19 protein-coding genes are annotated in these 23,402 nt (G+C 60.2%); 3 read left to right on the top strand and 16 right to left on the bottom strand.

Annotated elements, in window-relative coordinates; all coding sequences use genetic code 11:
* Window positions 1–17: 17 nt before the first annotated feature.
* Genes ABSE61_RS05395 through bchF form a run of 7 tightly spaced genes read right to left on the bottom strand, consistent with a single transcriptional unit; the run spans window position 18 to window position 10,164 of the window.
* Entirely contained in the window at window positions 18–1,451 is a 1,434-nt protein-coding gene (locus ABSE61_RS05395; protein WP_423870047.1) for an MFS transporter, read from the bottom strand.
* Window positions 1,448–2,149, bottom strand: coding sequence for a magnesium protoporphyrin IX methyltransferase (gene bchM, locus ABSE61_RS05390; protein WP_423870046.1), 702 nt, complete (start codon window positions 2,147–2,149; stop codon window positions 1,448–1,450). The genes ABSE61_RS05395 and bchM overlap by 4 nt, the downstream gene beginning before the upstream one ends.
* Window positions 2,149–3,060, bottom strand: a complete 912-nt coding sequence (bchL, locus tag ABSE61_RS05385; protein WP_423870045.1) for a ferredoxin:protochlorophyllide reductase (ATP-dependent) iron-sulfur ATP-binding protein — start codon at window positions 3,058–3,060, stop codon at window positions 2,149–2,151. Before bchL ends, bchM begins: the two co-directional genes overlap by 1 nt.
* Complete coding sequence (locus ABSE61_RS05380; protein WP_423870044.1) at window positions 3,057–6,788, bottom strand: magnesium chelatase subunit H; 3,732 nt, start codon at window positions 6,786–6,788, stop codon at window positions 3,057–3,059. Before ABSE61_RS05380 ends, bchL begins: the two co-directional genes overlap by 4 nt.
* Window positions 6,763–8,340 carry a ferredoxin:protochlorophyllide reductase (ATP-dependent) subunit B gene (gene bchB / locus ABSE61_RS05375; RefSeq protein WP_423870043.1) on the bottom strand — a complete coding sequence of 526 codons (1,578 nt, stop codon included), beginning with the start codon at window positions 8,338–8,340 and terminating at the stop codon, window positions 6,763–6,765. The genes ABSE61_RS05380 and bchB overlap by 26 nt, the downstream gene beginning before the upstream one ends.
* 1 nt (window position 8,341) lies before the next feature.
* The gene (locus ABSE61_RS05370; RefSeq protein WP_423870042.1) at window positions 8,342–9,625 is read right to left on the bottom strand and encodes a ferredoxin:protochlorophyllide reductase (ATP-dependent) subunit N; all 1,284 of its coding nucleotides are present in this window, start codon (window positions 9,623–9,625) and stop codon (window positions 8,342–8,344) included.
* The gene (gene bchF, locus ABSE61_RS05365; RefSeq protein WP_423870159.1) at window positions 9,622–10,164 is read right to left on the bottom strand and encodes a 2-vinyl bacteriochlorophyllide hydratase; all 543 of its coding nucleotides are present in this window, start codon (window positions 10,162–10,164) and stop codon (window positions 9,622–9,624) included. The genes ABSE61_RS05370 and bchF overlap by 4 nt, the downstream gene beginning before the upstream one ends.
* A 294-nt stretch (window positions 10,165–10,458) precedes the next feature.
* Between bchF and ABSE61_RS05360 the strand changes: the two genes are divergently transcribed.
* Complete coding sequence (locus ABSE61_RS05360; RefSeq protein ID WP_423870041.1) at window positions 10,459–11,340, top strand: cobalamin B12-binding domain-containing protein; 882 nt, start codon at window positions 10,459–10,461, stop codon at window positions 11,338–11,340.
* A 103-nt stretch (window positions 11,341–11,443) separates the two neighbouring features.
* On the top strand, window positions 11,444–12,127 hold the full coding sequence (locus tag ABSE61_RS05355; RefSeq protein ID WP_423870040.1) for a biliverdin-producing heme oxygenase: 684 nt from the start codon (window positions 11,444–11,446) through the stop codon (window positions 12,125–12,127).
* A 23-nt stretch (window positions 12,128–12,150) separates the two neighbouring features.
* On the opposite strand, the gene ABSE61_RS05350 is transcribed toward ABSE61_RS05355, so the two are convergent.
* Together ABSE61_RS05350 and ppsR (ABSE61_RS05345) are read right to left on the bottom strand one after the other, a co-directional pair.
* Window positions 12,151–14,331, bottom strand: coding sequence for a GAF domain-containing protein (locus ABSE61_RS05350; protein ID WP_423870039.1), 2,181 nt, complete (start codon window positions 14,329–14,331; stop codon window positions 12,151–12,153).
* A 1-nt stretch (window position 14,332) separates the two neighbouring features.
* Window positions 14,333–15,709 (bottom strand): transcriptional regulator PpsR, encoded by a 1,377-nt coding sequence (gene ppsR, locus ABSE61_RS05345; RefSeq protein ID WP_423870038.1) that lies wholly within the window; start codon window positions 15,707–15,709, stop codon window positions 14,333–14,335.
* Between the two features lie 368 nt (window positions 15,710–16,077).
* On the opposite strand from ppsR (ABSE61_RS05345), the gene ABSE61_RS05340 reads away from it, so the two are divergent.
* Entirely contained in the window at window positions 16,078–16,512 is a 435-nt protein-coding gene (locus ABSE61_RS05340) for a c-type cytochrome (protein WP_423870037.1), read from the top strand.
* Window positions 16,513–16,546: 34 nt separating this feature from the next.
* On the opposite strand, the gene ABSE61_RS05335 is transcribed toward ABSE61_RS05340, so the two are convergent.
* The 7 genes from ABSE61_RS05335 to pufM form a co-directional block, all read right to left on the bottom strand.
* A complete protein-coding gene (locus tag ABSE61_RS05335; protein WP_423870036.1) occupies window positions 16,547–16,813 on the bottom strand; it encodes a hypothetical protein in 267 nt (88 codons plus the stop codon).
* Window positions 16,814–16,857: 44 nt separating this feature from the next.
* Window positions 16,858–17,346, bottom strand: a complete 489-nt coding sequence (locus ABSE61_RS05330) for a TspO/MBR family protein (RefSeq protein WP_423870035.1) — start codon at window positions 17,344–17,346, stop codon at window positions 16,858–16,860.
* On the bottom strand, window positions 17,346–18,545 hold the full coding sequence (locus ABSE61_RS05325; protein ID WP_423870034.1) for a geranylgeranyl diphosphate reductase: 1,200 nt from the start codon (window positions 18,543–18,545) through the stop codon (window positions 17,346–17,348). Before ABSE61_RS05325 ends, ABSE61_RS05330 begins: the two co-directional genes overlap by 1 nt.
* The gene (locus ABSE61_RS05320; RefSeq protein WP_423870033.1) at window positions 18,542–19,918 is read right to left on the bottom strand and encodes a BCD family MFS transporter; all 1,377 of its coding nucleotides are present in this window, start codon (window positions 19,916–19,918) and stop codon (window positions 18,542–18,544) included. Before ABSE61_RS05320 ends, ABSE61_RS05325 begins: the two co-directional genes overlap by 4 nt.
* A gap of 1 nt (window position 19,919) precedes the next feature.
* Window positions 19,920–20,813 carry a chlorophyll synthase ChlG gene (gene chlG, locus ABSE61_RS05315; RefSeq protein ID WP_423870032.1) on the bottom strand — a complete coding sequence of 298 codons (894 nt, stop codon included), beginning with the start codon at window positions 20,811–20,813 and terminating at the stop codon, window positions 19,920–19,922.
* Complete coding sequence (gene ppsR, locus ABSE61_RS05310; RefSeq protein WP_423870031.1) at window positions 20,806–22,236, bottom strand: transcriptional regulator PpsR; 1,431 nt, start codon at window positions 22,234–22,236, stop codon at window positions 20,806–20,808. The genes chlG and ppsR (ABSE61_RS05310) overlap by 8 nt, the downstream gene beginning before the upstream one ends.
* Before the next feature lie 235 nt (window positions 22,237–22,471).
* The gene (gene pufM, locus ABSE61_RS05305; RefSeq protein ID WP_423870030.1) at window positions 22,472–23,395 is read right to left on the bottom strand and encodes a photosynthetic reaction center subunit M; all 924 of its coding nucleotides are present in this window, start codon (window positions 23,393–23,395) and stop codon (window positions 22,472–22,474) included.
* Between the last annotated feature and the right edge of the window lie 7 nt (window positions 23,396–23,402).

Genomic DNA, 23,402 nt, shown 5'->3' with positions numbered 1-23,402 from the left:
GACCTCCCTCTCGTTGACTAACCTGGAAATTCGGCCAGGCCGAATTTGGATGAATGCTGCGAGAAGCCGGTTCGTGCCGAGCGCACAAGCGGACCGATCGCAACCAGAGTGGCAAACAACAACGCGATTTCGATGTGGTAGACGACACTGTAACCGGTCGAGGGGTCGGCCAGCGCGCGGCCCAGCGTTCCGCTCTCGGCAAGAGACGACACCGCATCGCGCAGGCCGCCGCCGATCGCGATCCCGCTGCCGGCGGCCGTTGCCTGTACGGCGCCCCAGGTGCCGAGCGCCAGTCCGCTCTCGCCATCCCGCGCGAGCGCCATCGCGGCCGTGAGCGTACCCGCAGCGAACAGCCCGCCGCCAAAACCAATCAATGCGGTGCCGATCCGGAACAGCAGCACGGAGCTTAAGGGCGCAGAGAAGATTACCGCCGAGAAGGCAAAAACTCCGGCGACGGCACCGAATCCAGCGATACGATAAGGATCAGCGTTGCGTCCGAGCGTCCTTGCAGCAAGACCAAATCCCGCCAGCGTACCCAGCGCAAAGAAAGCCGTAAGCGCTGTGGTCTGACCCACCGTGAGCTTCAGAATCTCGGCACCGTACGGCTCGAGCAGAATGTCCTGCATCGAGAAGGCCGAGGTGCCTAGCGCCAGCGCGACCAGGACGCGAACCGATCCGCCGGCGTTACGGAACTTGGCCCAGGAATGCTGGAATTCCGGCCGCTCACGGACGGCCGACGTCAGCGAGGGATTGCGCGCTTCCTGTTTCCAAAGCGCGGCAATGTTGAGCAGCAATTGGGCGACGGCAACGCCCTGTATTACCTGGATCAGACGGATTTCATGAAAGTTGCGCAGTAGCTCACTGAACATCAGCGCGCTGCCGGCCATGCCGAACAGCAACATAACGTAAAGGAATGCGACGACGCGTGGCCGCGACTCGACCGGCGCCAGGTCTGTCGCCAGAGCCAGTCCGGCGGTTTGCGCGGTGTGCATGCCCGCGCCGACCAGCAGGAAGGCCAGCGCCGCGCCGAACTGACCGTAGACCGCCGGATATTCCCCGGTTCCAGACAGCACCAGCAACGCGAACGGCAGGATGGCGAAGCCGCCGAACTGCACCAGCGTGCCCATCCAGATATACGGTACGCGCCGCCAGCCCAGCACCGAACGGTGATTATCGGATTTGAATCCGATCAGTACCCGGAAAGGCGCGAACACGAGCGGCAGCGAGACCATCAACGACACCAGCAAGGTCGACACGCCGAGTTCGACGATCATGACCCGATTCAGCGTGCCGTTGAGCAGGACGATCGAAATGCCAGTCGACACCTGGAACAGCGACAGCCGCAGCAAACGTCCGAGCGGAAGTTCCTTCGTCGCCGCGTCTGCAAAGGGAAGGAAGCGGGTCCCGAGCCGCATCCAGCCTTTTGCGAATGTCGTCGCGATTCGGGTCATCGGGGAATCATCTCCAATGCCTGTGATGTGTAGAATCCGCTGGCAACCCGATGGCTGCGGCCGATCTGCCAACCTTCAAGACCATCGTCGGACATCAGGAGCCCGCGGAGTTTCTGTTCCGCCACGGGTTCGATCGCCGGCGCACGATCGCCCCGAGGAAAAAACCGGCCGACTGCGTGCATCACAGCCAGAGCCGGAGTTTTCGGGGCAAACGTGATCAACAGAGCTTCGTTGGTTCGCGCGGCCAACCCCGTCATGATCCGGCAGATATCGGCGGACTGGTAGTGGATCAGCGAATCCATGGCGACGACAAAATCGAAACGGCCGAGTTTGGGGTCGAGCATGTCGCCCGACTTGAACTCGATGACAGAGGCACCAAGATCCGATGGGATACGTTCGCGCGCGACCGAGACCAGCTTGGGCGAAAGATCGATGGCAACGACGCGGGCACCGCGCCGCGCCGCCTCGATAGAAAGGGCGCCGGTGCCGCAGCCGGCGTCGAGCAGACGCGCGCCGCTCATATTTGCCGGCAACCATGCCAAAAGTGTGCTGCGCATCTCATCGCGACCGGCGCGTACCGTGGCGCGGATACGACCCACCGGCGCGTCGGAGGTTAATCGGGCCCAGGCATCGACCGCGGTGCGGTCGAAATAGGTCTCAAGCTCTCCACGCCGTTCGAGATAGCTGGCTACAGACATCAGTCAAACCCCAACAGATCGAAGATTTCACGGTCCTTGAGCGACTTGCCCGGCGAAGGCTCGATCTTGCCCTCCCACAATTCAGTCGCAAGCCGCATGTATTCGTTCTGGACCGCCACCAATTCCGGCGTCGGATCCATCTCGAACAATGTCGATTTCTTCAGCCGGCTCTTGCGGATGACGTCGAGATCTGGGAAATGCGCGACACGCTTCAATCCGGCGGTCTCGTTGTAACGGTCGATCTGGTCGGTATCCTTGCTGCGGTTGGCGATCACGCCCCCGAGCCTGACGCCGTAGTTCTTCGATTTGGCTTCGATCGCGGCAACGATGCGGTTCATCGCAAAGATCGAATCGAAATCGTTGGCGGCGACAATCAGCGCTCGATCCGAATGCTGCAGCGGGGCAGCAAAACCACCGCAAACGACGTCGCCTAGCACGTCGAAGATCACGACATCGGTATCTTCGAGAAGGTGGTGCTCCTTGAGAAGCTTGACGGTCTGTCCGACCACATAACCGCCGCAACCAGTACCGGCCGGCGGTCCACCTGCCTCCAGGCACATGACCCCGTTATAGCCTTCGAACACGAAATCTTCCGGACGCAACTCCTCGGCATGGAAGTTCACGGATTCCAGCACGTCGATCACGGTCGGCACCAGGCGCTTGGTCAGCGTGAAGGTCGAGTCGTGCTTGGGATCGCAGCCGATCTGCAGCACGCGCTTGCCGAGCTTTGAAAATGCCACCGATAAGTTCGATGACGTTGTACTTTTGCCGATGCCACCCTTGCCATAGACGGAGAATACCTTGGCGGTGCCTATCTTGAGCTTTGGGTCGAGCTGCACCTGGACGCTGCCCTCGCCGTCGCCGCAACATGACGGGCTCTTGAGCGTGGATGGCTTGGTCTGGATATTCATGCGGCAACTCCCACGCCTTCAAGGCGGTCCTCAAGCTCTTCGCCCGCCCTGCGCAGGACCTCGAGCATTTCCGGGTCGGGCGACCAGTATTTGCGTTCGTGCGCCTCGATCAGCCGGTTCGCGACTTTTGCGGATGCAACCGGATTGAGCGAGGCCAGTCGTTCCCGCATCTCGGGATCAAGTACGAAGGTCTCAGTCAATTGCCGGTACACCCAAGGTGCGACTTCGCCCGTCGTTGCCGACCAACCCATGGTATTGGTAACGTGCTCTTCGATCTGGCGAACGCCCTCATAGCCGTGCTTGAGCATGCCCTCGTACCATTTCGGATTGAGCATCCGGGTGCGGGTCTCCAGTGCGACCTGTTCCGACAAGGTACGAACCGTGCCTGCACCGCGGGTCTGATCGCCGATGTAGACTGGAGCCGATTCACCACCTCTGGCGATGCGTACCGCCCGGCTGATCCCGCCGAGCGTATCGAAGTAGTGATCGACGGTGGTAACGCCGAGCTCGACGGAGTCCAGGTTCTGATAGGCGAGATCCACGGTCGCGAGCGCGTCCTTCAGGAGTGCCGTTTGCTGCACCGGCTGCCCCTTGAGACCATAAGCAAAGCTTTTACGGCGCGTGTAGGTCTCGGCGAGTTCGTCCTCGTCGTCCCAGCGCCCGTTCTCGACCATATGGTTGACGTTAGAACCATAGGCGCCATCGGCATTGCCGAACACGCGCAAGGACGCCGTTTCCAGATCGCAATGATGCAGGGCTTGATAGGCCAGCGCGTGCTTGCGAACGAGGTTCTGTTCGACCGGTTCGTCGGCGGACGCAGCAAGGAAGCAGGCTTCCGCGAGCAGCTTGATCTGGAGCGGCAACAGGTCACGGAAGATGCCGGACATGGTGATGATGACGTCGATCCGCGGCCGGTTCAATTCGTCGAGGGGAATCAACTCGGCGCCGGTCAAGCGGCCGTAGCCATCGAAACGCGGTTTCGCACCGAGCAGCGCCAGCGCTTGTCCGATCGGCGCGCCCTCGTTCTTGAGGTTATCGGTGCCCCACAACACAATCGCGACCGATTGGGGAAGCCCGTGACCTTCGGCGACGTGCTTGTCGATCAAACGCTGCGCCTGCCGCGCGCCGTCCTGGACCGCGAAAGCACTGGGAATCCGGAACGGATCGAAGCCGTGAAGATTACGTCCGGTCGGCAGGATCGCCGGGGTCCGCAGCAGATCGCCGCCCGGCGCGGGACGGACAAACCTACCATCCAGCGCATGCAGGATGCTCGGGATCTCGTGATCCTGCTGCAGCATCCGATCAATATCAGCCAATTCCTTATACAGGCGCGCCGATGCATCGTCCCTGGAGGCAAGCGCTTCGGGTGCGCCGCCGCGCACGATGGCTTCGAGCACCGATTTGTCAGGATGCGCGCCATACGATGCGTCCGCCACCGCCTGCAGCATTTCAACGCGCTGCTCGGCCGACGGCGCCTCGCCAACCACATGGAGGCCATGCGGAATGAGCGCGTATTCCAGTTCGAGCACGGCTTCCGAGAGCTTGCTGATGGCGTCGTCTTGATCAATCCACGCTGGCTCCGCTTGCGCCAAATCCAGCACGCTCGCTTGAGCCTGGATCAGAGCTGCAAGACTGGCTCGTTCATCGCCTTCGTCGGGCGGCAGGCCGCGCCAGCGCATGATCGAGGCCTTGAGTTCGACCAGACCCTTGTAAAGTCCGGCATGCGCGACCGGCGGCGTCAGGTAGCTGATCAAAGTGGCGGCCGAACGGCGCTTGGCGATGGTGCCTTCGGACGGATTGTTGGACGCGTAGAGATAGAGGTTCGGCAGATCGCCGATCATCCGGTCGGGCCAGCACACACCTGACAGGCCCGCCTGCTTGCCCGGCATGAATTCCAGCGCGCCGTGGGTGCCGAAATGAAGCACCGCGCTGGCGCCGAAATCCTCGCGCAGCCAGCGATAGAAGGCCGAGAAGGCGTGCGTCGGCGCAAAGCCCTTCTCGAACAAGAGCCGCATCGGATCACCTTCGTATCCGAAGGCTGGTTGGACACCGACGAAAACATTACCGAAGCGTTCGCCGAGCACGAAGATCGAGCTGCCATCGCTCTGTTGCTTGCCAGGCGCCGGTCCCCACTGCGCCTCGATCTGGCGTAGCCATTTTTCATTACGGACATGGTCGCCAGCCGGAATTCGGGCATGGACATTGGCATCGGCGCCAAATCGCGCCGCGTTGCCGACCACGATGCGCTCGCGCAATTCATCGGCGTCGGCGGGCACATCGACCTGATAGCCTTCGCGCTTCATCGCCGTGAGCGTCCGATGGAGGGATTCGAACACCGATAAGAACGCGGCAGTTCCGGTGTTACCGGCATTCGGCGGGAAATTAAACAATACAACGGCGACTTTGCGATCGCGTCGATCGGAGCGTCGCATCGCGACCAGGCGCGCGGTGCGCGACGTCAGCATGTCGGCTCGCTCGCTGCATACACGCATCTCGCCGCCGATTTCGGAGCGGGCGAAAGTGCAGGCGCGTTCGCACCCGGTACAGGGAACACCAGCGCCGTCGGATCGACCGCCATAGACCATCGGCCCGGCCGCGCCGTCCAGCTCGGGAATTGCGACCATGATGGTGCTTTCCACCGGCATCAGTCCGCGATCCGACGCTCCCCATTGCTCCAGAGTCTGAAATTCAACGGGATGTGCCGACAGATACGGTACGTCGAGCCGGGCCAGAATATCCTCGGCCGCCTTGGAGTCGTTATAGGCGGGTCCACCGACCAGCGAGAAGCCAGTCAGCGAGACCACCGCGTCGACCATGCTGCGGCCTTCTTTCATGAAGAAGCGCTCGATTGCCGGCCGCTGGTCGAGGCCGCTGGCAAACACGGGAATGACGCGCAATCCCCTGGCTTCGAAGGCTGATATCACCCCATCGTAGTGACCGGCGTTTCCAGCCAGCAGATAGGATCGCAGCAGCAACAGACCAACTGTGCCCTTCTCGTTCGCCATCGCGGGCAGCCGATCTGCGGTATCCGCGATACGGTCCTTCATGCGCGGGTGGTAGACGCCGATATCGGCATACTCGACAGGTGCGTGCGCCTTGGCGACCCCACGTAGTCCGCGGCGAGGTCCGTCGGCGTAACGATCCAGTAGCAGGCGAACCATGTTGGCGATATTCTGCTCCGACCCGGCCAGCCAATATTGCAGCGTCAGAAAATAGGCGCGCATGTCCTGCGCGGTGCCGGGAATGAAACGCAAAAGTTTCGGCAACTGCCGAAGCATCTTCATCTCGCCCTTGCCGCCGGGGCTCGAGCCCTTGCGGTTGCCGCGCAACTTCTTGAGCCAGGCGATCGCACCGAGCGCCTCCCCGCTCATGTCGAACTTGCCGATCCGGGTCAGTTTGACGACTTCGCTCGCCGACATGCAGCAGATCATCGCGTCGCATTCGTTGCGACGGGCGGCCAGCGCCGGCATCACTGCACGGACATGATCGTCAAGGAACAGCATGGTCGCGATCACGATGTCGCCGCGCGCAATCGACGCCTTGCACCGTGCTAGCGCCGCGTCATCTGTGCCCCATTCGTCCGCGGTATGGACCGAAAGTTCCAGTCCCGGAAACTCGCGCTTCAACAGTTTCTGCGCTCGCGCGGCCGCGCCGGACAGATGGCTGTCCATGGTCACGACGACGACCCGAATCGGTGTCGCGTCAGCGGGCGAAATGCGCTTTGGCATCGTAAAGCGTCTCGACGGTTATGGTGGCAACGCCGTTTTCGTTGGCGAAGCGTTCAGTGTTGCGGCGCGCCTTGCCGCGAACGAAGAATGGAATCTTGTGCAGTTCTCTTTCGGCGTCAGCGTCCCATGCCACGGCGATCTCAGACGCCGCGACCAACGCTTGAACGGGTTCTGATTGTCGAACCGGCTGATCGACGGCTGCATGTCCCGCACCAAGATGCGATGGAACCGCGCCATCCCTGAATTCAAAATCGTTCTTGAACATTGCCAGCAGATGTTCTTCGAGGCCCATCATCAGCGGGTGAACCCAGGTATCGAAGACCACGTTCGCGCCTTCGAAGCCCATTTGCGGGGCGTAGCGCGCGGGAAAATCCTGAACATGCACCGGCGCCGAGATCACCGCGCAGGGAACACCGAGACGCTTGGCGATATGCCGCTCCATCTGCGTGCCCAGCACCAGTTCAGGCTGCAGTTCGGTGATTTGGGCTTCCACTTCCAGATAGTCGTCGGTGATCAGCGGCTCGACGCCATATGTCCTGGCGGCTTCGCGAATCTCACGGCCGAATTCACGACTATAGGTTCCAAGTCCGACGATCTTGAAACCGAGTTCGTCTGATGCAATCCGGGCGGCTGCGACCGCATGCGTCGCATCGCCAAAGATAAAGACCCGCTTGCCGGTCAGGTAGGTGGAGTCAACCGAGCGAGAGTACCAGGGCAGCCGCGTCGAGCTCGCAGCGAGCGTTGCGGTCGCGTCGACGCCGGCTAGCTTTGCCACTTCTTCAACGAATTCGCGGGTTGCCGAGACGCCGATCGGAATAGCTTTGGTCGAGGATTGCCCAAACGTGCGCTGCAGCCACGATGCTGCCTGCCCGGCGATCTCGGGATAGAGGACCACATTGAAGTCGGCATCGCCGAGTCTGGCGAGATCGGCGGGACTCGCGCCCATCGGCGCCGTGACGTTCACGTCGATACCAAGCTTCGTCAGCAGCGAGGTGACCTCAGTGACGTCGTCACGATGGCGGAAGCCGAGCGCCGTCGGTCCCAGTAAATTACAACGCGGCCGCGAACCGATCGCCCGCGGCGCACGTTGGATTCCCGGCGCAGGCGCAACAGGCCCAGCCAGCGCACGCACCAATTGATAGAATGTCTCGGCAGCGCCCCAGTTTTCCTTGCGTTGATAGGCCGGCAGATCGACGGTTACAACCGGGATCGGAAGATTAAGCGCACGCGCCAAACCGCCTGGATCGTCTTGAATGAGCGAGCCCGTGCAGGACGCCCCAACGATCATCGCCTGCGGCCGAAATCGGTCATAGGCGTTCTGGGCGGCGGTTTTGAACAGTTCGGCGGTATCGCCGCCGAGATCGCGTGCGGAGAACGTCGTATAGGTGACGGGCGGGCGCCGATCGCGGCGTTCGATCATCGTGAACAGCAGGTCCGCGTAGGTATCGCCCTGCGGGGCATGCAGCACATAATGCAAACCTTCCATTCCCGTCGCGACGCGCATCGCGCCGACGTGGGGTGGTCCTTCATATGTCCACACCGTGAGCTGCATGTCAGGCCACCAGTTTCGCGCGGCGCACGAGCGGACGTGCAAACAGCTCGGCAAGGTCAGACGCCTGCTCGTAGCCCTGGATCGGGGTGAACACGAGTTCGATCGACCATTTTGTGGTCAAGCCCTCAGCTTCCAGCGGATTGGCGAGCCCGAGCCCACACACCACGAGATCAGGCCGCGCGGCGCGGCAGCGATCGAGCTGCAGATCGACATCTTGCCCTTCGGTTATCGCTACATCTGCCGGCAGCAGCTTGAGTTCTTCGAAAAGATGTTCTCGATGAAGATAGGGCGTGCCAACTTCCACAAGCTGCATCGACAATTCGCGCGACAGGAACCGCGCCAATGGAACTTCGAGCTGCGAATCCGGAAACAGGAAAACGCTGCGGCCGGCGAGTTCGGCACGATAGTGCGTCAACGCACGTTCGGCGCGGGCGCGAAATGGCAGCGTTATTCCTTCGAACAGCGAGCTATCGACGCCAAAGGCGCTTGCGGCGGCCCGCAACCATGCGGTCGTTCCCTCGACGCCGAGCGGGAACGGTGCGGCAATGCGAGTTGCGCCCCGGTCTTCCAATGCTCGCGCCGTGTCCGCCAGAAACGGTTGCGCCAGCAGGAATTTGGTGTTCGGTCCAACAGCAGGAAGCGTGAGTGAATTGCGCGGCGGCAGAAAGCTGACTGGACCGATGCCCAGCGCGTCAAACATCCTGACGAACTGGTCCTCGACCACATCGGCCAAGACTCCCACTACAAGAAGTTGGTCCTCGCTCGTTCCAAGGCAGGGGGCCGTCGGAACGAGCGAGGCGAGACATGCATCCTCGCCTTGCGTGAATGTTGTCTCGATTCCGCTGCCGGAGTAGTTGAGTATGCGCACCCCCGGCGAAAATTTTTGCGACAGCCGTAACGCGGCGCGCGACAAATCCAACTTGATTACCTCGGAAGGACAGGAGCCGACCAGGAACAGCAAGCGGATGTCCGGACGCCGCGCGATCAGTTGCGTGACGATTCGGTCGAGTTCATCATTGGCGTCAGCGAGCCCTGCGAGATCTTTTTCTTCCATGATCGCAGTCGCAAACCTTGGCTCGGCAAAGATCATAACGCCGGCGGCGGACTGGATCAGATGCGCACAGGTGCGCGATCCCACCACAAGGAAGAAGGCGTCCTGGATCTTACGATGCAGCCAGACGATACCGGTCAGGCCGCAGAACACTTCACGTTGGCCGCTCTCACGCCGGACCGGTCTGGGCGCGATCTCCGTGCCGACCGCACATCCATGTAGAGGCGCGTTCATGCCTGGCTCCCCGAAGTGGAAGAAGCCCCTGGCAACGCGATCCGCTCATCCCGGCGTGCGGCGCGCAGCTTCAAGATGAACTGGGTTGCGTTGATGAAGTACGATGCGTAGGCGGCCAGTGCGAGCAGCATCTGCTGGCGCGGAGTGCCGAAGCCTGCGAATAGCGCGACCAGGTAAGCTGTGTGCAAGCCCAGCACGAGGAAGCTGAAAACGTCTTCCCAAAAGAAAGCTGGCGCAAACAAATAGCAGCCGAAGACTTCCCGCTCCCAAATCGAGCCGGTGACCATGATCGCATAAAGCAGGAGTGTCTTGAGGACGATGGACGACGTCGCAGCCGCAAATCCTTCGCCAGTTGTGAGATAGCGCGCGACCAGAAACAGGCTGACGAGGAAGACGGCGAACTGAATTGGCGCCAGAATCCCTTGCACCAGGGTCCACTTTGTTGCGTCGCGGCGACGGCGCTGTTCTGACGTATACAGTGCCTTAAGTGGTTGCGCTGTCGTCGAGACCCGGAATTTCCCACGCTCGGCTGCTGAAATCGTTTTCGCAGGCGCAGCGACGGATTCCTCTCTCAGACTGTAAAGATTATTTGACAGTCTTTCGTCGCAGTGATGCGATGTCGGCTGGGGAAAACGAGCAGCTTCCGGCGATTGGGCGCCGTAAAGGGCAAAATCTCGATTTACGACTACTCGAAGATGCACCGCGCCACTCCCTATGTGCGGGGCCGATGACAAGAAGGCTAGACTTCGTTCTCAAAACTGTCAACTAAACTATACGTAAATTGATATTGACGGTTTTAAGCGCGAGGGACCTAATAGTGGGGGGAGTGAAAAATGACCGATGTGAACGAGCAATCCTTCTCAGCCGGCATCAATACCGACAGCGCCGTTGCGCAAGCGGCCCGTCCGCAAAATACCGAGCCTCCTGAACCGATCTGGCGATTCCGACCGGCGCTGCAGCCGATCAGCGTCGTTCGCACCCTCCGAACGCGGATCATTCCGAAGATCGTGCTTGCTCTTCGCAGCACGCCGAAAGCTCCAGAACCTGCCAAGCAGGAAAGTCCCAGCGCAATCGTGCAGTTTGCAGCGCTGGTATTGGGCGATAGGGACGTCGCAGCGTTCGCGTTTGTACAGGAGGTACTGACTCAGGGTATGTCGGTGGAATCGGTGTTTATCGACTTGCTGGCACCGACCGCGAGGCATCTCGGCGTACTCTGGGAATCCGACGCGACGGATTTTGCAAATGTGACGCTCGGCGTCGGCCGCTTGCAGCTCATCATGCGTCAACTTGGCGAGGCCTTTTTCGAGCAGGGAAGTCCGTCCGACGGCGGCGAATCGGCGCTGCTGACGACGATTCCGGGCGAGCAGCACAGCTTCGGATTGTCGATGGTCGCAGAATTCTTCCGCCGGGCCGGCTGGAATTTGTGCACTGGGCCGTTTTCATCTCACCAGGAGCTGACTTCCCTTGTGCACAATCATTGGTTTGACGTCGTCGGCTTCTCGGTCAGCAGCGATCGCCGACTCGAAGAGCTCAAGCAGGGCATTCGTGATATCCGCCGCGACTCGCGCAACAAGAACGTCGGCATCATGCTCGGCGGTCCGATGATGGCACGCGATCCCGGTCTCGTGGCATCCATGGGCGCCGATATGATGTCGCTTGACGCGACGATCGCACCGCAACAGGCGCGCAACCTTATCGAACACAAGAAAAAATAGCCGGTGGGCGTTGTTGACGCTTGGCTTTCAAAGACAGCGCAGCGATGATGCCGGGAAGAAGCGGCAAAAGACTTAAAGGGAAGACCCATTGGAGAATGCAGACATGACGGTTGCCATGGCGGACGGTTCTTTGCCATCCAGCGTCGTCACAGCACTATATCTCCGTACCAAAGCCCTTCATGTCGAAGCCGAGCGCACCGGAATTATTCGCGAACTGCTGCGCGGTAGTGCAACTCGTGACGGTTACATCTTGCTGCTGCGAAATCTTCTGCCCGCTTATCGAGCGATGGAACAAGGTCTTGCGCGCCATCTTAAAACACCTGGAATCGGCGCCCTCGCGCGTTACCGGCTTGATCGCGCGCCCGCGATCGAGTCAGATCTCGTCGTCCTTTGTGGCCACGCCTGGCATCACGACGTTCCGCTACTACCCGCCGGCGGCAATTATGCCCGCCGCATAGCGGAAGCCGTGAAAGGCAATGGTTCGCGGTTGATCGCGCATGCCTATACGCGGTACCTCGGAGATCTCAGCGGCGGATTGATCCTGCAACGGCTACTTGCGCGATCGCTGGACCTGCGGCCTGCTGAATTATCGTTCTATGATTTTCCGAAGTATCCCGATCTCGCAGCGCTCAAGGCCGCATATCGCGAAGCTCTCGACCGCGCCGGCAGTTTAGCGAGCGATCCTACCAACGTGATTGAGGAAGGCGCACTCGCCTTTACGCTCAATATCGACTTATCTTGCGCAGTGCAGGCAGCGCTGCATCCGGCCGCCAACGCCCCGGGATAAATCGGAAGGACAGCGCGACGCATTTACTTCTTGGAATCGTTGGCGCCGGAAGTGCGCGACGAGTGCCAAATTAAATGCTCCAATACCTCGGCCGTCCTGAGAGTTGAGTTACGCACGCTCTCAAGCATCTCTGCTATACGGCCCGTCTCGACGCCATAGGTAATTTCCAGGGCCGCAAGCTGCGCGTTCTCCACCACTGACGAAAGCAGGTTTTGATAGACAAGGTCGGTCTTTGAATCGAGCCGAACACTGTTGATGCGGTGGCTCTTGATAATCCCTTCCTGAAACCGGCTACGTGCCGCTTCGGCCGCCTTGCGATCCGTGATGTCGGAAAAGATCAGCACGAAGCCAAGCACACGATCTCGCGAAGGCTCCACCGGTTCGGCGCGGATCATCAGCGGTTTTTCGCGATTGCCTTCGCTGCGTAACAACAGTTCACCGCGCCAAGCGCGGCGATGGATAAGGAGTTCGTTGAGATTCCGAGTGAAATCATCAGGGTCACGAAAGGCCGCCGAGAGATCCTTCAGATGCGGGAGTACAAGATCGTCCTTCGGCAGCAAGATCCTGAAAGCTTCATTCATCAACAGGATCTTGCCTTCGATATCCGCAATGATGACCGGCTGCTCTGAAATCCTGATCTGACTGCTGAATTGTTCGAGCTGATTCTGCGCGATCAAAGTCCGGACCGCGCGCGACTGCAGGACGATATCGGCGACCGACTGGCCGATGAGGCGAGCCGCCGCGAGATCAGGTGGCGTCCAGGATTCAGACGTGCCTTCAACCAGTTGGTGCCACTGCGCAAATGAGCGACGCGGCGACAGATCGGCCGGGTTATCGCCGATCACGACCGGCGATAACGGGTCGCCGCCCCAAGTAACTGTCCGGATACGTTCGGGGCGAAACCAGATGAGAAACTCACCCGGATTGTCCGAAATCGGTGTGACGACGATTCCGCTCGCCTCCTTGATAATCGGAGCGAATTCCGGGACATCGGTTCCCAGTGACGCGGTGGCAAAGACCGATTGCCGCGGCCTTGCATCCAGCCAAGCTCCGATCTCACGTATCTCCTGGGTGCTGGGAACCTCACCGGTGGTAATCACCTGACCTTCGTAGATCAGCGCGCTTCCGCTCGCGCCGAGCGGCTGCAGGATCGATTGCGAGCTGTCGAAAATCGCCGCGCGCCAATCGCCTTCGCGCGAGATTGCCTCGATCATGCGCTGCTCAAGGCGTTGAACGAACAGCTCCGACTGGCTTTGCGCAAAGCTTTCAAGCGCGGCAATTCGAGTGGCTATCGCTTCGGCGAGAAGCTCGCATACCGCGCGCAGCTCAAAGTGGATGAAGCGCGGCTCATAGTGGTGGCACGCCACCAATCCCCACAACTTGCCGCCAACCACCAGCGAGACGACTAGCGTCGCGCCTACACCCATATTCTTCAGGTATTGTAGGTGAATAGGCGACATGCTGCGCAGAAAACAGAGCGACATGTCGAGATCACGCCCAGTTTGCGGCGAAAGTCGCGGCTGTAGCGGTACGGGTTCGTAGCTGACATCGACCAGTACGCGAACGCGCGTTCGCTCATACAGCCGGCGCGCCATCTGAGGAATATCGGACGCCGGATACCAATTGCCGAGATAGGCCTCCAGCTCCGGCTTGCGGCGCTCGGAAAAAACCTCGCCGTGACCTTCGTCGTCGAACCGATACACCATTACCCGGTCATAACCGGTGCGTTCCTGAAACAGGGTCGCGGTGTCGTCGCAAAGCGTGCGAAGCGTCGAAGCAGCACGTATTTTATCCAATGCGCTTGCAATCTGCCGTGACAGATCGACCGAAGGACCCGCGCGCTCGAGTTCGATGACGAGGCCGCCTTCCGGTGGCCGATGCAGCAATCCGTCAAATTCCGCTGATGGATTGCCGATGCGGCAGCGCACGGCGATCGGCATGCCCTGCGAGGTTGGGTCCAGGTGCGGCAAAATACGCAGCAACAGATCGCCATCGAGATCGGCCAACTGCATTCCAACAACCTGCCTGAGGTTCAGAAACGCGGCTGCGTTGGCGCTGGCCTGGATAACTTTGTGATCGGGTTCGCTGACAACCAACAGCGCGCCGTGCGGCTGAATGGAGCCTGCGAGATGAATCTCTTCCCGTTCGCAATTCGAAAGATCGGCTTTTCCGAACGCTGGGGTCGCGAGGGAATTGGACGCCAATTCAGTCCTCGGTGGGTTCCTCGGAATCCGGCCCTTTGTCATCCAGGCCGTATAGGTTGAGCTTTGCATAAAGGCTCTGTCGGCTCAATCCCAATAGTTCGGCGGTTGCAGTCCGGTTGCCCTTTGCCAGTTCAAGCGCCTGTTTCACATAATGCTGCTCGACAATGCTAACCGCGTTCTTAACCAGTTTACGCAGCGACGACTTGCCGATCTGCTCGCTGGCCGAGCCGAGCGCGGTGCGCAGCAAGTCGCCTTCACCGTAAACGGGCAGCCTGCGTGCCACATTCCGAAGCAGCACGCCGATATGCTTTCGTTCTTCGTTGTCATTTTGCGCTGCAGAAATTTCAATTTCGGTATCGGTTCCGAGTTCGCCGCGCACCGTCGTGGTGAAAAGCCTTACCGTCCCGTGCCGCTCGACATTGGCGAGCAGCGCGTTCAAATCCGCGCCCGGCTGCCAAAGCCATCGCCCCAACGACTCGCCGATCGCCGACCCTTTCGATCCGATCTGAACCAGATCGAGGAAAGCCTGGTTGGCGTGTTGAATAACGCCAGTCTCGTCCAACGCCACAAAGCCATCGGGCAATCGATCGATCAAGTTCTCAATGGTCGAACCGGCGTCCTGTTCGCGTTCGACGGGCGCATTCGCAGCAGCCGTAAACTGCAGCAAAAATACGTGCCCGGGATCGGACGCGATCAATGACCCGCGAAGCATCCACGATTTCGCGTCCGGTCCGAGATGGACAAGGATGCTGAGCGCCTTGCCGCGCTCGCGCACGCGGTTGAGCATTTCGCGAACAGCTTCCCGGTCTTCGGACGCGACCTCATGAAGGAACTCGCGACCGGCCAGATCTTCGTTGCGGCGCCGTGACGAGTTCAGCGCCTCCACCGCGGAGCGATTGGCCTCGACGATACGCAAATTGGCCGGCGATACGATCACAACGGCTTCGTCGGAGGCGTCGAAAACCAGGCGATATCGAGTCTCGATCTCGCGAAGCTTCCAGTAATCTCGCTCCATGGTCTGCTGCGCGGCAATCAGGCGTGACTGCAATTCAGCCACCGCCTGCAGGTTCTTGCCGATCGCAAGCATCCCAGCCCTGCCACCAAGCAGAACGGTCGTGAATTCGATCGGGATTTCGAGACCGCTCGGAAAACGCTGATTGATCTGGCGGAAGGCGGAGATCCCGCTTGCGCGCGCATCCTCGACCATGCGCTTGACCTTGTCGCCACCGACGTCGCCGGCGATTTCGACCCACGGACGGCCGAGCCAGCCATCGACGCTTTCGCCCTGCATGGCCGGCGACAGGGTCGCCTCGCGGATTACACCCTCCATATCCAGAAGCAAGGTGACGTCAGGTTGCATTGTCGGTATGGCGGCCATTTCAGCCTTCTATATTCGTCTGTTTTCGCCGGGACATCGAACCACCGGCATGTGATGGCTTGTCACTGATTATGCAAGCAATACGCCAACCAAACCTGACACTGTCTACAGGATTGCGCAGAGCTATCCTCTAAAGTCAAGAAATGTCTTTCTTTTAAGGGATTTGACCGTCAAATAAACTTTACAATAACGGGAACACGGGTGCGGGGCCACCGTTGACGGTGTGCCAAACTCAGCTTTGGCAGGGCAATTAAGGCAGGCCCTTGCCCAAAGATACTTAAAAAACGACAACTGAGTTTGATATTTTTAACTGTCAAAGTATCTTTACGATCGAGCCCAAATACGACGCGAAAAGTCAGGAGAGCGACGTGGTTACCAAACATTCCTTCGTTATAGCGTGTCTTGCAACGGCCGTGACCTTCTCGAGCGCCTCCGCCCAGGATGCCGCCAAGGGCGAACAGGTCTTCAAACAGTGCATGACCTGTCACCGCATCGGACCCGATGCCAAGAACCTGATCGGCCCGGTGCTGACTGGGGTGATCGGCCGGCAGTCAGGCACTGCGCCTGGCTTCGCCTATTCAGCACTTAACAAAGCTGCCGGGGAAAACGGACTCGTTTGGACGAACGATCTGATCATGCAGTATCTGCCGGATCCCAACGCGTTCCTGAAGAAATTTCTCACTGACAAAGGCAAACCCGAACTCGCCACCGGCGTCACCAAAATGACGTTTCATCTCGCCGACGAGCAACAGCGCAAGGACGTGATCGCTTATATCGACACGTTCTCCGAAAAGAAGAACTAGAGCCCGCTGACGAAAGTTCCAATCGTCGTTGGCGCTATGGGCGCCAGCGACGATTGAGATCGACCAGATGAAACGCACCGGCGCCCGCCAGGCTGCCACAACACAACTCCCAGCCGGCGCCGCCGAGCGACAGGCGCAATGCGAGTAACAGAAACGCACCGGCGCATAGATTGGGTAGCAGGTCCCCTGGCGAAATGCCGCGGCCCGTCGATCTCCAGAAGATCAGCAACAACGCCGCCTCGATCGCCACGATCATAAGGATCAGTTCGACAAGGCGTCCGCTCGCGAATAGTTCGGCCATCGTTCACCATCAAATGCCGGCGTCAATCGGGGCGATACTTCGGGTTACGAAAATGGCCCATTCAATCGGACAACCGTCAGATTGAGAAACGCGGCGAATGAGACCCACAGCAGGTAAGGCAGCAGATAGAGGCTCGCTGCTTTCGCAAAGCGCCAGAACACAGTGATCGGCAGCAGGATCGACAGCCAGAGAAAGACGACCTCGACCAGCGCCCAATCCGGTCGCCTCAACGCAAAGAACAACAAGCTCCAGAGCACGTTGAGAAATCCATTCAACGCAAAGAGCCCGATGACCCATTCGCGTTGCACACGAGTGTCTGCGTTACGCCAGGCGTAAACTGCGGACATGGTCGCCAGCGCGAAAATAACCGTCCAGGCGGGACCAAACAGCCAGTCCGGAGGCTGCCATGAGGGTTTCAGGAGGCTTTGATACCAAATTCCGGTATCGGTCAGCGTGCCGCCCAAAGCGCCGATAAAAATAGCAACGGCGGCTGCCGTCAGGACAGGTTTCCAGAAACTGTCCCGCGCGACCATTATGCCGAAGCCAAACCGGCCATGTGAGCGAGGTTCTTGAAGAATATCCTGACATGCGCGATCGGCTTGGCTCGCACGAGTTCCTTATTCATATAGGCATCCCATGTCAGCCTCTGAACGTCGCGATCTCTGCAGATACTGACAAAACGCTCGCGGCGACGATCATTGGAATACCAGTACCACTGCATCACACCCAGTATCCAGAACACGATTCCATGCATCCTCATGAAGCGCTTCCGCGCCTTGCGCAGCGCTTTGGCATTGCCGGTTTCAAGGAATTCATGAACCGCCTCGGCGGACAGCCGCCCTCCGATCATGGCGTAGTAAATCCCCTCTCCGGACGCCGGCGCTACCACCCCGGCGGCATCGCCGGCGAGTAGAACGCTGTGTCCGTCGTCCCAGCGCGGCAATGGATGCAGCGGGATCGGCGCGCCTTCGCGGCGAATGGTTTCGGTGCTACCCAATCCGGCCGCGGCACGGAGCCCGCCAACGGAGTCCCGCAAGGAAAACCCTTTGCAGGCCGAACCGGTGCCGACGCTGACCGTATCTCCATGAGGAAATATCCAACCGTAAAAATCCGGGGACACGGTAGCTCGATAATAGACGTCGCAGCGTCTGCCATCGAAACTGGAATCCACCGGCGGCGAGCGGACGATCTCGTGATAGGCAAACACATAGGGTAACCGGTCGGCGCCGGGCAGACACTGCCGCGCCACAGCTGATAACGCCCCGTCCGCACCGACCAATGCGCGCGTTTTAACGGTTTTCGCCGTCACGGTTCCGTCGGCCGCGCGTTCTTCATAGTGCACGACGGTGAGCCCCGCGATGTCGTGTTCGAAACGTTTGAACAGGCCGGTTCGCCTGATCGCACCGGCTTGAGCGGCGCGCACGCGGAGCCATTCATCGAACATATCGCGATCGACCATGCCGACGAATCCGCCATCGATCGGCATGTCCACGCGTTTGTCCGATGGTGACACCATGCGCGCGGCGTTGACACGGGCGACGAGCAGATCGTCGGGAATCTCGAAATCGCGGATCAGTCGCGGCGGAATCGCGCCGCCGCAGGGTTTGATGCGCCCGGCTCGGTCGAGCAACAGCACCTTGCGTCCAAGCTTGGCGAGGTCGTGCGCCGCGGTCGCGCCGGAGGGACCTCCACCGACGACCAGCGCATCGAACGTTTCGGAAGATGTCGTCATCTTGCTCCTCCCGCAATCGCATTGGCCGGCAGGATGGGCAGCGCCCCATGCCTGTCCGCACGTCCTTGCGCACGATGAACCCAAACCGCCATGACGGCCGCGACCACGAACAGCCCGGCCTCGGACGCAAAGACTATGGCGTAGGACAAGCTTGGCGATGCCAAAAGATAGTGCGCAATATCGCTGGCAAGTGTTCCGAGAAAGCCGCCAATGCCGAACGCGAATGCCTGCGCCGCGCCCCATAGACCCATGCGCACGCCCTCGCGCTTTTCGCCGCCCGCGCTGACCAGCGCCATCATCGATCCGATCGCGGCAACTGCATAGGCGCCGTTGGTCACGCCAAGCATGAACACGGTTTCCCGCAGCGGCCAGGACGGCCCGACGACGGCTGCGGCCGCCAAACATAATAATGCGACCGCAGACGCCAGACAGCCGCCGAGGGTCCAAATCTGCAAATTGCCGCGCGAACGCGGATAAAGCGCGCCAATGATCGGGACCAACGCCATTCCAATCAGCGTGCCGCCGTGCTGCAGGCCGGACAGCTTTGTGGTTTCGCCTGGCGTAAAGCCAAATACCCCGCCAGCGAAAGGTTCGAGGATCAGATCCTGCGCGCTATAGGCCAGCATCGAGACGAACACGAAAACCGCGAACCGCCGCGCCTTCGGCTCAGCCCATACTTCCATGAAGGCATCGCGGAATGAGCCTTCTCGTGAAGGCACTTTTTGTCGTGAAGGCACTCTTTGCGCGAACGGTTTGGCGATGACGACGGCTTCGCGCGGCTCGACGCCCCAGACACCGATCAGGGTCAGCGCCATCGCTGCGACAGAGACGGATCCCGAGACAATCACGAGTCTTAACGGCGAGAACGGATCCAGCATCTGACCGGCAATGCCCGTCGTGATGATAAAACCCGCAATCATCATAATCCAGACCAGCGTGGCCGCCGCCGAGCGGCGCGTTTCATCGGTCCGCTTGGCCAGTAACACCAACAGCGACGTGCCGGCGGCGCCGACGCCCGCACCAATCAGACAGAAGGCAACGACGGCGAGCGCAACGCCGAACAGCGGATGCGTCCCCATCCAGGCCGTGGCGACAGAAGCAAGCAGCCCCCCTGTCACGAGAACCGCCATGCCGCCTACAATCCAAGGCGTGCGCCGAGCCCCTAGATCGGAGCCATGCCCCCACGCCGGCCGAAACACCTGAAGCACATAGTGAATTGCAACCAGCGCGCCCGGCAGGATTGCGGGCATCGCCAGTTCGATGACCATCACGCGATTAAGCGTCGACGTCGTAAGCACCACGACCGCACCGAGGCCGGTCTGAACCAGCCCGAGCCGGATGATGCCAAACCAGGAGAGCATGGGGGTTTTCATGTCATCGCGTCCCTATCGAAGCCAGCGCGAACGCGCAGATCAACATGCCCACCACATAGCAACTGATCCCGGTGCCGTTGTACCAGGGTGCCCGCTCACGCGGCATCTTGAGGAAATGCGCCATCAGGAAAAACTGAGCAATCAACAGCACACCGACGGCGGCCGCATAGAATGGCCTTTGCCACGCCAGGAGTAGAGCGACCACTGCAGCTTGCGGCAGCGCCATGACCAGACAGGCGAAGCGTGCGGCATTGCCGACGCCCAGTAGCACCGGCAACGAATCGATTCCCATCCGCTTGTCGCCTTCAACGGACTTGAAATCGTTGAGCGTCATGATGCCGTGGGCACCGACGCTATAGAGCAGCGCGATCAAAACGATATGCCAATCCGGAGCCGATGCGCTCATCACGGCGGCTCCCGTGAACCAGGGCAGTCCCTCATAGCAGAGCCCGCATGCCGCGTTGCCCCACCAACCGTTTTGCTTCAACCGTATCGGCGGCGCGCTATAGGCCCAGGCAAGCACAAGCCCGACGATCGCCGCAACAAATCCCCAGGTGCCAAGCACAATGGCCAACAGCAACGATAAGGCGGTCCACACTACCGCGATATACAGGCCCCAGCGGCCGGGAATGCGCCCCGACGGTATCGGACGTTCTGGCTCGTTGATGGCGTCGACATGCCGGTCGTACCAGTCGTTCACGGCCTGACTGGTGCCGCACACCATCGGACCTGCGAGCAGAACGCCGGCCACGATCAGAGGCCAGCGTTGGCCAGGCGCAACGCCCGACGAAACGATGCCGCAACCAAAGGCCCACATCGGCGGAAACCAGGTGATCGGCTTGAGCAACTCCAGCACCACCGAGGGTGCAGGATGCGTGACGACGGCGCTACTCATCTTCAACCTCTCCATCCGCAGCGTGTTCCGCCAATCCGAAACGTCGAAGCTTGACGTAGAGGCTCTGTCGGCTGAGGCCCAGCATCTCGGCGGCCGACGCCCGGTTATTACCGGTCAATTCAAGCGCCGCCTCGATCGACAGCTTTTCGATCACATCTGTCGCCTCACGCACCAGATCGCGCAACGGCACCCGACCGATCAACTCCGTCAACTGAGCCACCGAGCGCGGCAGTTCGCGTTGCGATGATGTCGCCGCCGACAGCCGCTTCTCGACATTCCTGATCGCAAAGCCGAAGCCAGGCTTGTCTTCATTGTCTTCCAAGGACACCGCCGACACCTCGACTTCAGCCGTCGCCCCGTATTCGCCGCGCAAGCCCGTTGAGAACAATCTGATCGAACCGTTCTGGCGCAGATTTGCGAGCGCCACGCCGAAATCGACACCTGCGCGGCCGAGCCATCGATCCAGCAATTCGCCACGGGATTGCTCCGCGCTGTTGAGCTGGGCCATCTCGAGAAAAGCGAGGTTCGCCCTGACGACGCGACCATCATATTGCGTAATGACGAGGCCATCCGGCGCGACATCGAAATATCGCAGCAGCATCGAAGTTGCCTTCAGGGCGCCGCCCTCCGCCGGCGCTTGCGACGAAAGCCGAACCAGAAACAATGAGGCGCTCTCTTGACGAAACAGCGAGGCGGTGATGCCGCATTCGCGTTGCCGGTCGGCGAGACGGATTCTTGCTGAATGGTCGCGCCCTGTCGCACGGACGTCGGCCAGAAGCCGTTCGACAACGGGAGCGCCGGCGGAATCGAAATGCCCAATGAAGTTCGATTTCACGAGCTGCGGGGCATTTTCATCGAACAGAGCCAGCGCAGCCGGATTGGCGTCGAGGATCGCATGGCTGGGCGCATCAACGATCATGACCGCTTCCGATGAGACCTGGAATAACAGTCGATACCGTGTTTCCGCATGCCGAAGCCGGACATAATCCCGCTCCATCGACTGCTGGGCATGGATAAGCCTCTGCTGCATCGCTGCGAGTGGTCGCAGGTCGCGGCCCACGACCACAAAACGATCTTCGCGCCCTATATCGATCGCCGAGTAAAGTACCGGAATATCCTGCCCGCCGGGCGATGCATGGTTGACCTGACGCCAGCCGGACGATTTGCGAGCGGCGGCATCCTGAAGCAACTCCGAAACTTTTGCGCTGGTTTCCGGAGTCACGATTTCCTGGAGTTTTGAGCCGAGCCACCGACCATGGCCGTCCAGTTCGAGCGACAGCTCCTCCTTGTTGAAGGCGACGTCGCGAATGAATCCCTGGGCGTCGACGACAACCGCAACGTCGGTAGCGGCCGCAATCAATTTCGCAGCGGATTGTGCACCGAGATCCCCCAGTGACTCCTTCGGAGATTTGAACACTTGCACCAGGGCAAATATCCTCCAACAATAGATGGTCCTCCAATGCGGCGTCCTTCCCGGTTAGTCTTTTTATGTGCCGCGGCTGTATACCGCGCGGAAATGACGTTCTGCGCCCGCGGCTACACCGTTCCGTTTCAAATCATACGGACCAAGCCGGCAAGACAGGAAAGCACGCGCACGCCAGCTTCTTGCACCCGCGAGCATGCGCGTTCAGAGTTGGACGAGCGGCCACGGCCGGTCCTCACCTCGGCAATGCCAATCCGTGTTTGACGCCCCAGTCGAACCAATTGTCGACCACGGTACCCGAAAGCAGGATTCCGATGCCACCGCACAGCGGGCATAGCACCGCAAACCACCAGGCCCAGCGATGGATCGATTCAGCCGTCGCGTTAAAACCCATGGTCCAGCGCCAGAACAACGCCGCCCGCTCCAGCGCCGTTCCGCGGTCGACGATCTGTTCGATTTCGCGTTCGCCGCCATATCGGCTCACCGCGAGAATAGTCGCGCCATGCATCGCAAACAGCAGCGCCGATCCATACAGGAATGCGATCGAGAGCATGTGGAACGGATTATAGAACAGGTTTCCGTGGGTAATGGAGAAGTTATTGGTCCAGTCGAGATGCGGGAAGATTCCAAACGGAACAGCTTCGCTGAAATGGCCCATGAGCAGTGGGCGGATAAACCCCAACACCAGATAGAGCCAGATCGCCGAAGCGAATGCCCAGGACACATGGGTGCCCATACCGAGCGCCCGTGCGCGTCGGTAGGTGCGGGTCCACCATAACAGGATCGACGTGGTCAGAAAGAAGCCCGCCATCAGCCACCAGCCACCTTCCTGAAGCGGAGGGAAGCTGATGCCGTATTCAGGTTTAGGCGGATCAAGCGAAAGCCACGGCAACTGCCTGACGAATTCAATCGGGCTCCAATTCACCGACGCCATCATGTTGAGGCCGATGATCTCGATCGCGACGATGCCGCACATGATTGACGCAAGTCCGGTGAAACCGAGATAGATCGGGCCGACCTGCGCGTCGCCGAGTTTTCCGAGCCAGTAGTTGAACCGGCCCTCCCCGGTGCGGACCCAGGTTCCAGGCTGCAGAGGAATGCCCGGATAGATGGTGCTGCGCACCTGAACTTGTGTGAAGAAGTTTTGATATTGGGCCATGACTAGG

Source organism: Bradyrhizobium sp. (genome assembly GCF_049519115.1).
In the GTDB taxonomy this organism is placed as follows: domain Bacteria; phylum Pseudomonadota; class Alphaproteobacteria; order Rhizobiales; family Xanthobacteraceae; genus Bradyrhizobium.
This window is presented reverse-complemented; position numbering and strand designations above follow the sequence as displayed.

Bases quoted from the DNA above. Each gene is read 5' to 3' on its own strand.
- pufM (WP_423870030.1), bottom strand. From the start codon at position 23,395: ATGGCCCAATATCAAAACTTCTTCACACAAGTTCAGGTGCGCAGCACC.
- bchM (WP_423870046.1), bottom strand. From the start codon at position 2,149: ATGTCTGTAGCCAGCTATCTCGAACGGCGTGGAGAGCTTGAGACCTAT.
- ABSE61_RS05395 (WP_423870047.1), bottom strand. From the start codon at position 1,451: ATGACCCGAATCGCGACGACATTCGCAAAAGGCTGGATGCGGCTCGGG.
- chlG (WP_423870032.1), bottom strand. From the start codon at position 20,813: ATGAGTAGCGCCGTCGTCACGCATCCTGCACCCTCGGTGGTGCTGGAG.
- ABSE61_RS05330 (WP_423870035.1), bottom strand. From the start codon at position 17,346: ATGGTCGCGCGGGACAGTTTCTGGAAACCTGTCCTGACGGCAGCCGCC.
- bchB (WP_423870043.1), bottom strand. From the start codon at position 8,340: ATGCAGCTCACGGTGTGGACATATGAAGGACCACCCCACGTCGGCGCG.
- ABSE61_RS05360 (WP_423870041.1), top strand. From the start codon at position 10,459: ATGACCGATGTGAACGAGCAATCCTTCTCAGCCGGCATCAATACCGAC.
- ABSE61_RS05380 (WP_423870044.1), bottom strand. From the start codon at position 6,788: ATGCCAAAGCGCATTTCGCCCGCTGACGCGACACCGATTCGGGTCGTC.
- ABSE61_RS05370 (WP_423870042.1), bottom strand. From the start codon at position 9,625: ATGAACGCGCCTCTACATGGATGTGCGGTCGGCACGGAGATCGCGCCC.
- ABSE61_RS05355 (WP_423870040.1), top strand. From the start codon at position 11,444: ATGACGGTTGCCATGGCGGACGGTTCTTTGCCATCCAGCGTCGTCACA.
- ppsR (WP_423870038.1), bottom strand. From the start codon at position 15,709: ATGGCCGCCATACCGACAATGCAACCTGACGTCACCTTGCTTCTGGAT.
- bchL (WP_423870045.1), bottom strand. From the start codon at position 3,060: ATGAATATCCAGACCAAGCCATCCACGCTCAAGAGCCCGTCATGTTGC.
- ABSE61_RS05325 (WP_423870034.1), bottom strand. From the start codon at position 18,545: ATGACGACATCTTCCGAAACGTTCGATGCGCTGGTCGTCGGTGGAGGT.
- ABSE61_RS05320 (WP_423870033.1), bottom strand. From the start codon at position 19,918: ATGAAAACCCCCATGCTCTCCTGGTTTGGCATCATCCGGCTCGGGCTG.
- ABSE61_RS05335 (WP_423870036.1), bottom strand. From the start codon at position 16,813: ATGGCCGAACTATTCGCGAGCGGACGCCTTGTCGAACTGATCCTTATG.